We start from the raw sequence: 11,532 nt of genomic DNA, 5'->3' as shown, positions 1-11,532 counted from the left end.
GGTGAGAGTTAACAGCTTAGTGCAACTAAATAGGGATTACCGACATGGATCTGATCATTCGCGGTCGCGAACCGGCCGATGCTGCCGCTTATCAACGTCTTTTTAGCCATCCAGAGGTGTATAGCTGGACCACGCAACTGCCATTTCCCAGCGTGGCCAACTGGCAGAAAAAGTTCGAGAATATGGATGCTGCTGGCTATATCGGCTTTGTGGCTGAATTAGATGGGCAGATGGTGGGTGAACTGACGCTGTTTGTGGAACAACGCCCGCGTACGCGCCATAGCATCAGCTTCGGTATCAGCGTCGATCCCGCCTTTGGTGGGCGTGGAATTGGCGAGAAACTGATCCGCAACGCCATTGATTATGCGTTCAACTGGCTGGGCGTGATGCGCATTGAGCTGGAAGCGTTTCACGATAATGCGCGTGCGATACGGCTCTATCAGCGCCTGGGTTTTGAGCATGAGGGCGTGAAGCGTAAAGCCTGCCTGCGTAACGGCGAATATCACGACATCGTGATGATGGCGAAACTGCGGGAGTAAATGAGGGGCGGTCTTGGAAACGGTGCGCATAAATGCGTTATTGAGGTCCCTGCGGCCTTTGGCCAGATGCGCATAAATGCGCATCCTACAGGGTTTGTAAGGTCGCCATTGATGGCGACCACGTAACAGTTACTGACTTTTTTCAACGTACTTCTGCATATTCTCTTTGGTCACCAGCTCGAACGGGATCCACACGTGTGAATCAATCTTCTCGCCTTTAATCAGCTTCTGCGCCGCATCCACGGACGCTTTGCCCTGACCGACGGCATCCTGGAACACCGTGACCTGCATTTTACCTTGCGCCATCGCTTTCAGACCATCCGGCGTGGCATCAATCCCGCCCACCAGTACCTTTTTGTTATTTTTCGCCAGCGCCATGGCAGCCCCGATCGCCATCTCGTCGTTGTTGGCGGCGACAATATCAATCGCTTCGCCGTTGCCGAGCCAGTTGTTCATCAGGTCCATGCCTTCGTTGCGCGCATAGTTGGCAGGCTGCTTCTGTACCACTTTCATCCCCGGATATTTTGCCACCACCTGTTCCACATCCTTGGTGCGTTGCAGCGCGCCGGCATCGGTCAGGTTGCCGATCATGATCGCCACATTGCCTTTGTAATTGGCCATTTTCGCCAGCGCTTCCATCTGTAAAGTGCCGGATTCGCGCTCGTCAGAACCGACAAACACCACACCCGCGGGCAAGGTTTTATCACCCGGCGTGCGGTTGACATACACCAGCGGAATCTTCGCCTGCTGCGCCAGCTTGGTCAGCTGTGGGGTGCTGGCGGAATCAACCGGATCGACAATGATGGCATCCACGCCCGCGCCGATAAAACTCTGTACCTGATCGGTCTGGCGACCGACATCACCGCGAGCATCTTCAAACTGCACATCGAGTCCGCGCACTTTGGCTTCTTTATCAATGGAGTGACGAATAATGGTTAAAAAGTTCTGATCGAAGTAAGCCATCGACACGCCAATTTTTTCTGCCAGCGCAGAGGCTGAACTGGACAGCAGGCCAAGTAACAGTATTGCCTTGAGGGTTTTCATCGCGGACTCCAGGGTAAGCTTGTTATTAGAATGAATATTTCAATGAAAAATAAAATGGATCATTGAAATCATTTTCAGCCTACGAGGCGGCCATCATGCTGACAATCGACATGAGTGGATTTTGCTGCGCAGCGCACATTTTGCTCACGGGTGCATCACGATTTGCAGACTCATAGTTATGTTGCGAAGTTTTTTCTCAGGGCTGGCGCACATTCCAGAGCAAAAGCATCCGGTTATTTGGCAATCTGTGCAGCGCCGCACCTCGTGTTGTGGCAGATGCCAAAACTCAGGTGAAATTAACCTATGGATTCCTCCATTCGCACAATGACCAGCTTGCATCAGGCTCTCTATAGTGGCTGAACAGCGAAATTTAAGCGGTATTCCTGATCATCATCGCTTCGGAGCAGGAGGCTCCCTTATTGAGGAATTCAGCCATGTTGCAGAGTCAAAACCGTAAACAGAATAGTCATGTGCGAATCTGGATCCTCTGTCTGATCCTGTTTTTATCCGTGGTGGCTTATGCCGACCGCTCGATCCTGTCGATCTCAGGATCGGCGATCAAAGAGGAGTTTGGCCTTTCGGCGATCCAGCTTGGTCTGATCTTGTCAGCATTTAGCTGGGCATATGTGATCGGTCAGATCCCCGGCGGCCTGTTCCTCGACCGTTTCGGCACCAAAAAAGTCTATGGCGTGACGCTGGCGCTGTGGTCAGTTTCCACCATTTTGATGGGCTTTATTGGGGAGTTTTCCAACGGCATGACCATGGCGCTGGTATTGATGTTTGCGTTGCGCTTTGCGTTGGGCCTGATTGAAGCACCCAGTTTCCCGGCCAATGCGCGTGCGGTGATCATGTGGTTCCCCGGCGCGGAACGCGGGCGTGCCTCGTCTCTGTTTGCTTCGGCGCAATACTTTGCCGTGGCCATCTTCTCGCCGCTGTCAGGCTGGCTGGTATCACGCTTCGGCTGGGAGTGGCCGTTCTTTGTGCTGGGCGGTATTGGCGTGCTGGCGGTGTTTATCTGGAGCTGGTACATGCGCAGCCCCAAACAGCATCCGCATGTCTCCGCCAGTGAGTTGCAATACATCGAGGAGGGTGGTGCGCTGGTGGACATCGACTCTGCGCAAACCCTCAAGGCACGACCGCCGTTAAGTAAAGCGATGTTTAAAACCCTGCTCAGCAACCGCATGCTGTGGTGCGCCTACATTGGGCAATATTGCATCATTGCACTCAGCTACTTCTTTATCACCTGGTTCCCGATCTATCTGGTTCAGGCGCGTGGCATGAACATTATGGAAGCCGGTTTCGCCACTATTGCGCCGGCGCTGTTTGGATTTCTCGGCGGCATCAGCGGGGGGTACATCTCTGACAAGCTGTTGGCAAACGGCTGGAGTCTGTCATGGGCGCGTAAAACCCCCTACATCGTTGGTATGCTGATGGCGGCCTCGCTGATTCTGGCTGCCGTGATCCCGACCAATGCGGGCATTATCGCCATTATGTCGTTTGCCTTCTTCGGTAAGGGCGTGGCGGCCGGCGCAGGCACCTGGACCATTGTCAGTGATACCGCACCGAAAGAAGCCGTAGGCCTGGCGGGCGCGATTTTCAACGGCATCGGCAATATGGCCGGGTTTATCACGCCGCTGCTGTTCGGCATCATCGTCGGTTTGACCGGCAGCTACAGTATTGGCCTGGTGTTCGTTGGCGCACACTGCATTGTCGCAGCACTGCTGTTCTTGCTGGTGATGGGCCCCATCGAGCGCGTTGGTGATGAACAAGATTCGTCGGTAGCATCCTATAAAACACAGGGGAAACATGATGGTATCAAAGCCGTTTAACGTATTGCTGAAAGGCCCGTTGTTGCCGCAGCGGCTGCAGGACAACCTTGATGCGCACTTCGCCACCTCGCGTTTGTGGCAGCAGGATGACCAGGCCGCGTGGCTGGCACAGCACGGTGCCAGTATTGATGCGCTGGTGACCAGCGGCAATGCCCTGATGGGCGCAAACGCGGCGTTGCTGGCGCAACTGCCGAATCTGAAAGTGATTTGCAGTAACGGCGTCGGCTATGACGCGATTGATATCGCCGCTGCCGAAGCGCGTGGCATTGTGGTGACCAATACGCCGGGAGTGCTGAATAGCTGTGTGGCGGATACCGGTATGGCATTGCTGCTGGATGTGGCGCGTCGCATCAGCGCATCCGACCGCTATGTGCGCGCCGGGGAGTGGCTCGCGAAGGGGCGTTATCCACTGACCACCAAAGTGGGCGGGAAGGTGTGCGGCATTGTTGGGCTGGGCGGTATCGGTAAAGAGTTGGCAAAGCGCGCGCAGGCATTTGATATGGATGTGCATTTTTACAACCCACGCTCGCGCCCAGATGTGCCTTATACCCGGCATGATTCGCTGCTGTCACTGGCAAAGCAGGCTGATTTTTTGGTGCTGACCCTGCCGGGCGGCGCCTCGACCCATCATCTGGTGAATGCCGAGGTGCTGCGTGCGTTAGGGCCAAAAGGCTTCCTGATCAATATCGCACGCGGCAGCGTGGTGGATGAGCAGGCGTTAATCGCGGCCCTTGAAGCGGGAGAGATTGCCGGTGCTGGTCTGGATGTCTTTGAGCAGGAACCGTCAGTGCCTGCAGCGTTATTGACACGCGATGATGTGGTGATCACCCCACACCTCGCCAGCAGCACCGTAGAAACCATGGCAGCGATGGCCGACCTGGTATTTGAAAACCTGCTGGCGTTCTCGCAGGGCGAAGCGGTGCTGACGCGGGTGGTGTAAGGCTTGCAGGTCACCATTATTGGCATAATGCTCGTCAGTTAAGCGACTGACGATAACGCCGTCTGGGGTCGCACCGGGGCTGGCGGTCCTCACGCCGCTACGCGGTACCTTCACTTCATTCGTCTGCCTTACGGACCGGTGGCGATGTAACATCCATGTTCCAGCGCCACCTTTCGCCCGCGTCCTGCGGGCTCTCCTGGCATACTCACGCCGTTCAGCGCTGCGGATGCCTGCCCCGGTGCGACCCCAGCCAGCTCATTAGCTTCAGTGCGACTTGTCAAAAAGGGCACGTTGCCTGAAGCTATGACGCCTCTGCTGCCCCCTCAGGGCTATCCACAGCGCTGAGACTTTTACGTTGGGCCAGGAGCCCCACGCGGGGAGGCGTGGGGCAGTTCGCGGCCGACCATGGAGGGTCATCCGCGAACGGTCCGTCCGGCACGACGTGGAAGTCGAAGGTACCGCGTCAGCGGCGCGAGGACGGCCCAGAGGGGGCAGTAGTGGCGGCAGAGCCCGCACAGACCCGCACAGAAAAGAAAGGCCACTTATCAATAAGCAGCCTGAGCCCTTAACTGACAAGCATTACGCCATAAATGGCAACCCTACGATGATCGTGTCTGGTTTTCGTAGGGCGATCACTGATTTAGCCCTTCACACCAAGGCGCAATGTATTGCGTCATGCGAGTCTGCGCACGCTTCTCATGATGTTTTACTGAATCCCAAATTCTTTTTGTAATCCCCTTCAAATACTGACTTTAATGTTAAATTATGCACTTGATTGCTGTGCAATCTGTCATTAGCTTTCCCGCAAGTTTTACTTTCAGGCAGGAAGCAAATGACGGGTGCAATTAAACATTTTAGAGATGATTGGCTTCAGCAATTTTTTATCTATGCCACACCGCACAGACACCCTGCATAGTTACAGACACTACCAATAACGACTGTATGTGGTCGGAAACCAACAGTGAAGAGAAGCCGAAATGAATCAGGCAAAGCGTAAGCCCACCAGTGTAGGTGATGTGCTGCAATATGAGTTCCTTGAACCCCTCCATCTTAAAGTCAATGACTTGGCTGAGATGCTGAATGTACACAGGAATACGGCCAGCGCATTGGTCAATAACAACCGCAAAATGACCACGGAGATGGCGTACCGTTTAGCGGCGGTTTTTGCGACTTCTGTCGATTTCTGGCTCAACCTGCAACGCTATCAGGACCAGTGGGAAGTGGAAAATGATGCCCGCACCCAAGAAGAGTTAAGTCGTGTCACGCCGTTAAATACCTTTTTAGCGCAGCGTGGAATTCAGGTTGCCTGACAAGCACCAAACACGCATGCCTACATAAAATGTCGCGGCGCAATATATTGCGCTTTAACCGCCGCACTGTCGCTAAAGCTATGCGCGATATCACGCCGCGACCCGATAGCACAAATCACTCCTGAAGATTATTTGCTCAGCTGCCGATACCTCTCCTTACCATCCACTGATATTAAGGAGAGATATCGTGATAAAGCTGATTACCGTTGACGAACTGCGGCAAGGAATGTTCATCCACAAACTGGAGGTTTGGTGGCTCAAGGACAAACGCATTCGCAACCAAATGCTGGTCACAGATAAACGCCAGATCGCGATGATCCGCAATGAAGGGATCCAGCAGTTATGGATCGATCTCGACAAATCGGTGCAGGCACCCGCGAAGCCTGAACCGAAAAAAGCGATTCCCCAAACCCCGTTTTTTAAAGAGCTGGATCAAGCGCAAACGCTGTTCAAGCAAGGTAAACCGCAAGTGCTGGCGATGTTCAACGAAGCGCGCATGGGGCAAGGGCTGGATCTCGACTACACGCTGGACCTGGTCGATGAGATTGCCGGATCCATCACGCGTGAACCCACGGCACTGCTCAGCGTGGCGCGCCTGAAGAATCATGATGATTACACCTATCTGCACTCGATGGCGGTGTGCGGACTGATGATCTCGCTGGGCAAGAAAATCGGTCTGGATGAGCACCAACAGCGCCGTGTAGGCATGGGCGGATTGTTGCACGATGTCGGCAAAGCCGCCGTGCCGCTGGACATCCTCAACAAGCCGGGAAAACTCACTGAAGAAGAGTTCACCATCATGCGCCAGCACCCGATTACCGGGGCGCAATTATTGATGGAGGCCGATGCCGGTGAAGACCTGTTAGATATCGCGCTGCACCATCATGAAAAAGTCGATGGCACTGGCTATCCACATGGTCTCAAAGGCGAGGAAATTTCGCTGTTCTCGCGTATGGCTGCAGTGTGTGATGTTTATGATGCGGTGACCTCCAACCGTCCTTACCGTAAAGGCTGGACGCCCGCTGAAGCGATGCACAACATGCTGAGCTGGCGCGGTCACTTCGACAATACGCTGCTGCATGCCTTTGTGCGTACCATCGGTATCTATCCGGTAGGGTCGCTGGTGCGGCTGGCCTCTGGGCGCGTGGCGCTGGTGGTCAAGGCCGGGGAAAAATCCCTGCTGAAACCGAAAGTCCATGTGTTCTGGTCGCTGCATGCGCAGCGCGAAGTCAAACCGGAAGAGTTGGATCTCGGTGACTCATTCTGTACCGACAGCATCACCGGTGCCGAAGACAGCGGCCTGTGGCAAAACGTCGATCTTAATCGCATCTGGGCGCTGGAAACCGCTTAATTCCACAGCATTTTTATACTTTCTTTACGCCAGATTCCTGCCTTTTTACCCCTTCTTTATGCCGCGCCGCGCATGCTTGCAGCACTACCAAATCCTCTGGAGGTTGCTGTGAGCGTGGGCGTGATTGCCGGCATCGTGCTGGTGTTTATTCTACTGGGCTACCTGATTTATGCCCTGCTTAATGCGGAGGCATTCTGATGGCTGCGAATGCATTTTTACTGATTGCGGTATTCCTGCTGGTGCTGATGGTGTTGGCGCAACCGCTGGGGCGTTTTCTGGCGCTGCTGGTGGCCGACAAGCCGCTGCTGCCGCGCACCGAACGCGTGCTGTGGCGACTGGCGGGTGTAGAGAGGGGGGCCATGCGCTGGCCACACTATCTGCTGGCTATCCTGCTGTTCAATGCGCTCGGTTTTGTGGTGCTGTTGGCGATTCTGATGCTGCAAGGCACGCTGCCGCTCAACCCGCAGCACTTGCCTAATCTGAGCTGGGATTTGGCACTGAACACCGCAATCAGCTTTGTCACCAACACCAACTGGCAGGCCTATGCGGGCGAAAGCACGGTGAGCTATTTCAGCCAGATGGCGGGGCTCACGGTGCAAAACTTCCTGTCTGCGGCGACCGGTATCGCGGTGGCGTTTGCGCTGATCCGTGGCTTTGCCAATCGCTCACTGGATACGCTGGGCAACGCCTGGCGTGATTTGACGCGCATCACCCTCTACGTGCTGCTGCCGATCAGCCTGGTGATGGCGCTGTTTTTTGTCTCTCAGGGCAGCATCCAGACCTTTGAACCTTACCATGCCCTCACCACGCTGGAAGGGGCGCAGCAAACGCTGCCGCTCGGTCCGGTGGCCTCTCAGGAGGCGATTAAAATGCTGGGCACCAACGGCGGTGGCTTCTTCAACGTTAACTCAGCCCACCCATTTGAGAACCCGACCGCACTGACCAACTTTGTGCAGATGCTGAGTATCTTCCTGATCCCGGCTGCGCTGTGCTTCACCTTCGGCCAGCATCTGGGCGACCGTCGTCAGGGCCATATGCTGCTGTGGGCGATGACCATTATGTTCGTGCTGGCGGTAATCACGGTGATGTGGGCTGAGGTACGCGGCAATCCACACTTCCTCGCGTTGGGGGCGGACAGCGCCATCAACATGGAAGGCAAAGAGACGCGCTTCGGCATTCTCAACTCCAGCCTGTTTGCGGTGATCACCACCGCTGCTTCATGTGGTGCGGTCAACGCCATGCATGACTCTTTCACCGCGCTCGGCGGCATGGTGCCGATGTGGTTGATGCAACTGGGTGAAGTGGTGTTCGGCGGCGTGGGTGCGGGTCTCTACGGCATGCTGCTGTTCGTGCTGCTCGGGGTATTTATCGCCGGGTTAATGATCGGTCGCACGCCGGAGTACATGGGGAAAAAAATCGACGTGTGGGAGATGAAAATGACCGCACTGGCGATTCTGGTGACGCCTACCCTGGTCCTGCTGGGCACCGCGCTGGCGATGATGACGGACGCCGGACGCGCCGGGATGGCCAACCCAGGCATTCACGGTTTCAGCGAAGTGCTGTACGCCGTCTCGTCGGCTGCCAACAACAACGGCAGTGCCTTTGCCGGTTTAAGTGCCAATACCCCGTTCTGGAACCTGCTGCTGGCCTTCTGCATGTTGGTGGGGCGCTTTGGCATCATCATTCCGGTGATGGCGATTGCCGGTTCGCTGGCGGCGAAGAAAATCCAGCCGGTGGGCAACGGTACGCTGCCGACCCACGGCCCACTGTTTATCGCGCTGCTGATTGGCACCGTATTGCTGGTGGGGGCACTGACCTTTATCCCCGCGCTGGCACTCGGCCCGGTAGCGGAACATCTGCAACTCATTCAGGGATAACGGAATCATGAGTCGTCAACAACTGGCGCTGTTTGATGCGGCGTTAACGCGCACCGCCGTGTTCGATGCGGTGAAAAAACTCGACCCGCGTGTGCAGGTGCGCAACCCGGTGATGTTTCTGGTGTGGCTCGGCAGCGTGCTGACCTCGCTGCTGGCCATCGGTATGCTGAGCGGCCATTTAAGCGGCAATGCCGGCTTTACCGCCGGTGTCGCGATCTGGCTGTGGTTCACCGTGCTGTTTGCCAACTTCGCCGAAGCGCTGGCGGAAGGGCGCAGCAAGGCGCAGGCCAACAGTTTGAAAGGCATCAGTAAAACCAGTGATGCGAAAAAGCTGGCGGAAGCGCGTTACGGTGCCGCATGGCACAGCGTGGCGGCCGATACGCTGCGTAAAGGTGATGTGGTGCTGGTGGAGGCTGGAGACATCATTCCCTGTGACGGTGAAGTGCTGGAGGGCGGCGCATCAGTGGATGAGAGCGCGATTACCGGGGAGTCTGCTCCGGTTATTCGTGAATCCGGCGGCGATTTTTCTTCGGTCACTGGTGGTACGCGCATTCTTTCCGACTGGCTGGTGATCCAGTGCAGCGTCAACCCTGGCGAGACCTTCCTCGATCGCATGATCGCCATGGTGGAAGGCGCCAAACGCCGCAAAACGCCGAACGAGATAGCGCTGACCATTCTACTGGTGTCACTGACCATCGTGTTCTTGCTGGCGACCGCGACCTTGTGGCCATTTTCCGCCTATGGCGGCACACCGGTCAGCGTGACGGTGCTGGTGGCATTGCTGGTGTGCCTGATTCCGACCACCATCGGTGGCCTGCTGTCGGCGATTGGGGTAGCGGGGATGAGCCGCATGCTGGGTGCTAACGTGATAGCCACCAGCGGGCGCGCAGTGGAAGCCGCCGGTGACGTGGATGTGCTGATGCTGGATAAAACCGGCACCATCACACTCGGTAACCGTCAGGCCACGCAGTTTATGCCTGCGCCGGGCGTCACTGAGCAGCAGTTGGCGGATGCCGCACAGCTGGCTTCGCTGGCGGATGAAACCCCGGAAGGGCGCAGCATCGTGGTATTGGCGAAGCAGAAATTTAACCTGCGCGAGCGCGATCTCAGCAGCATGGGAGCCAGCTTTATTCCGTTCTCGGCGCAGACACGTATGAGTGGCGTCAACGTGCAGGATCGTCTGATTCGCAAAGGCGCAGTCGACGCGGTTCGCCGCCATATTGAAGCGAATCACGGTCGTTTCCCGGCAGAAGTCAACGCCAGCGTGGAAGAGGTGGCACGTGCCGGGGGCACACCGCTGGTGGTGGCGGAAGGTGCGCAGGTGCTGGGCGTGGTGGCGCTGAAAGATATCGTCAAAGGCGGTATCAAAGAGCGTTTCGCCGAACTGCGCAAAATGGGCATCAAAACCGTGATGATCACTGGTGACAACCCGCTCACGGCGGCAGCCATTGCGGCGGAAGCGGGCGTGGATGATTTTCTCTCGGAAGCCACGCCGGAAGCCAAGCTGGCGCTGATTCGCCAGTATCAGGCCGAAGGGCGGTTAGTGGCGATGACCGGCGACGGCACCAACGATGCGCCTGCGCTGGCGCAAGCGGATGTGGCGGTGGCGATGAACTCGGGTACCCAGGCGGCGAAAGAGGCGGGCAACATGGTCGATCTCGACTCCAACCCGACCAAATTGCTGGAAGTGGTGCATATCGGCAAACAGATGCTGATGACACGCGGCTCGCTCACCACTTTCAGTATTGCCAACGACGTGGCGAAGTACTTCGCCATCATCCCCGCGGCGTTTGCTGCCACCTATCCGCAGCTCAATATGCTGAACGTGATGGCGCTGCATTCACCGAACTCGGCGATTCTGTCGGCGGTGATCTTCAACGCGCTGGTAATTGTGTTCCTGATTCCGCTGGCGCTAAAAGGCGTGAGTTATCGCCCGATGAGTGCCGCTGCACTGCTGCGTCGCAACCTGTGGATCTACGGGGTCGGCGGATTAGTCGTGCCGTTTGTGGGTATTAAAGCCATCGACCTGCTGCTGACGCTGTTTGGCCTGGTTTAAGGAGAAGAGAAATGAGTCAGTTACGTCCGGCTATTGTATTGTTAATACTGCTCACTTTGTTGACCGGTGCGGTCTATCCGCTGCTCACCACCGGCTTAGCGCAGTGGTGGTTCCCGGCGCAGGCCAACGGGTCATTGATTAAGCAAGATGGCACAGTGCGCGGCTCCGATGTGATCGGGCAGTTGTTTAACCAGCCGGGGCACTTTTGGGGCCGCCCGTCAGCGACGGGCGATACGCCTTACAACGCACTGGCTTCCAGTGGCAGCAATCTGGCGGCGAGTAATCCGGCGCTGGATAAAGCGGTGGCGGAACGGGTGGCCGCGCTGCGCACCGCTAACCCACAGGCGCCCACTGCGGTGCCCGTGGAGTTGGTCACCGCTTCGGCGAGTGGTTTAGATCCGGATATTTCACCCGAGGCAGCACTGTGGCAGGCGCCGCGTATCGCCGCGGCGCGCAATATGGCGCTGAAGGATGTGGAAGCGCTGATTGCCCGCAACACCGAACGCCCACTGTTGCCGTTTATCGGTGAAGAGACGGTGAACGTGCTGCGGTTGAATATGGCGCTGGATGCGTTGCAGGGATAATG

The 11,532-nt window shown here is 56.6% G+C and carries 11 protein-coding genes; 9 read left to right on the top strand and 2 right to left on the bottom strand.

The features are described from left to right. Positions 1–44: 44 nt before the first annotated feature. The gene (locus QMZ30_RS15390; protein ID WP_283228040.1) at positions 45–539 is read left to right on the top strand and encodes a GNAT family N-acetyltransferase; all 495 of its coding nucleotides are present in this window, start codon (positions 45–47) and stop codon (positions 537–539) included. A gap of 129 nt (positions 540–668) precedes the next feature. Here QMZ30_RS15390 and QMZ30_RS15385 read toward each other — a convergent pair whose 3' ends face one another. Beyond that, positions 669–1,583, bottom strand: coding sequence for a sugar ABC transporter substrate-binding protein (locus tag QMZ30_RS15385; RefSeq protein WP_283228039.1), 915 nt, complete (start codon positions 1,581–1,583; stop codon positions 669–671). Between the two features lie 434 nt (positions 1,584–2,017). Here QMZ30_RS15385 and QMZ30_RS15380 point away from each other — a divergent pair, with 434 nt between their 5' ends. Beyond that, the gene (locus QMZ30_RS15380) at positions 2,018–3,412 is read left to right on the top strand and encodes an MFS transporter (protein ID WP_283228038.1); all 1,395 of its coding nucleotides are present in this window, start codon (positions 2,018–2,020) and stop codon (positions 3,410–3,412) included. After that, positions 3,393–4,352, top strand: coding sequence for a 2-hydroxyacid dehydrogenase (locus tag QMZ30_RS15375; RefSeq protein ID WP_502921485.1), 960 nt, complete (start codon positions 3,393–3,395; stop codon positions 4,350–4,352). Before QMZ30_RS15380 ends, QMZ30_RS15375 begins: the two co-directional genes overlap by 20 nt. A gap of 128 nt (positions 4,353–4,480) precedes the next feature. Here the strand turns inward: QMZ30_RS15375 and QMZ30_RS15370 are convergent, their stop codons facing one another. Continuing rightward, a complete protein-coding gene (locus QMZ30_RS15370) occupies positions 4,481–4,633 on the bottom strand; it encodes a hypothetical protein (protein WP_283228036.1) in 153 nt (50 codons plus the stop codon). 696 nt (positions 4,634–5,329) lie between these two features. On the opposite strand from QMZ30_RS15370, the gene QMZ30_RS15365 reads away from it, so the two are divergent. The 6 genes from QMZ30_RS15365 (at position 5,330) to kdpC (ending at position 11,530) form a co-directional block, all read left to right on the top strand. Continuing rightward, positions 5,330–5,662 carry a HigA family addiction module antitoxin gene (locus QMZ30_RS15365; protein ID WP_039337346.1) on the top strand — a complete coding sequence of 111 codons (333 nt, stop codon included), beginning with the start codon at positions 5,330–5,332 and terminating at the stop codon, positions 5,660–5,662. Positions 5,663–5,849: 187 nt separating this feature from the next. Continuing rightward, entirely contained in the window at positions 5,850–7,013 is a 1,164-nt protein-coding gene (locus tag QMZ30_RS15360) for an HD-GYP domain-containing protein (RefSeq protein WP_283228035.1), read from the top strand. Positions 7,014–7,121: 108 nt separating this feature from the next. Continuing rightward, on the top strand, positions 7,122–7,211 hold the full coding sequence (kdpF, locus tag QMZ30_RS15355; protein ID WP_100701897.1) for a K(+)-transporting ATPase subunit F: 90 nt from the start codon (positions 7,122–7,124) through the stop codon (positions 7,209–7,211). Beyond that, positions 7,211–8,890, top strand: coding sequence for a potassium-transporting ATPase subunit KdpA (kdpA, locus tag QMZ30_RS15350; protein ID WP_283228034.1), 1,680 nt, complete (start codon positions 7,211–7,213; stop codon positions 8,888–8,890). The genes kdpF and kdpA overlap by 1 nt, the downstream gene beginning before the upstream one ends. 7 nt (positions 8,891–8,897) lie before the next feature. After that, positions 8,898–10,946, top strand: a complete 2,049-nt coding sequence (gene kdpB, locus QMZ30_RS15345) for a potassium-transporting ATPase subunit KdpB (protein ID WP_283228033.1) — start codon at positions 8,898–8,900, stop codon at positions 10,944–10,946. An 11-nt stretch (positions 10,947–10,957) separates the two neighbouring features. After that, positions 10,958–11,530, top strand: coding sequence for a potassium-transporting ATPase subunit KdpC (kdpC, locus tag QMZ30_RS15340; protein ID WP_283228032.1), 573 nt, complete (start codon positions 10,958–10,960; stop codon positions 11,528–11,530). Positions 11,531–11,532: the final 2 nt, after the last annotated feature.

The sequence above is a fragment of the Pantoea sp. EA-12 genome, from assembly GCF_030053355.1.
Lineage (GTDB): Bacteria > Pseudomonadota > Gammaproteobacteria > Enterobacterales > Enterobacteriaceae > Pantoea > Pantoea vagans_C.
Note: the sequence above shows the minus strand (reverse complement) of the source record. Positions and strands in the feature narration are given on the sequence as shown.

Excerpts from the sequence above, each read along its gene's own strand:
- QMZ30_RS15390 (WP_283228040.1), top strand. The coding sequence starts at position 45 with ATGGATCTGATCATTCGCGGTCGCGAACCGGCCGATGCTGCCGCTTAT.
- QMZ30_RS15385 (WP_283228039.1), bottom strand. The coding sequence starts at position 1,583 with ATGAAAACCCTCAAGGCAATACTGTTACTTGGCCTGCTGTCCAGTTCA.
- QMZ30_RS15380 (WP_283228038.1), top strand. The coding sequence starts at position 2,018 with ATGTTGCAGAGTCAAAACCGTAAACAGAATAGTCATGTGCGAATCTGG.
- QMZ30_RS15375 (WP_502921485.1), top strand. The coding sequence starts at position 3,393 with ATGGTATCAAAGCCGTTTAACGTATTGCTGAAAGGCCCGTTGTTGCCG.
- QMZ30_RS15365 (WP_039337346.1), top strand. The coding sequence starts at position 5,330 with ATGAATCAGGCAAAGCGTAAGCCCACCAGTGTAGGTGATGTGCTGCAA.
- kdpA (WP_283228034.1), top strand. The coding sequence starts at position 7,211 with ATGGCTGCGAATGCATTTTTACTGATTGCGGTATTCCTGCTGGTGCTG.
- kdpB (WP_283228033.1), top strand. The coding sequence starts at position 8,898 with ATGAGTCGTCAACAACTGGCGCTGTTTGATGCGGCGTTAACGCGCACC.
- kdpC (WP_283228032.1), top strand. The coding sequence starts at position 10,958 with ATGAGTCAGTTACGTCCGGCTATTGTATTGTTAATACTGCTCACTTTG.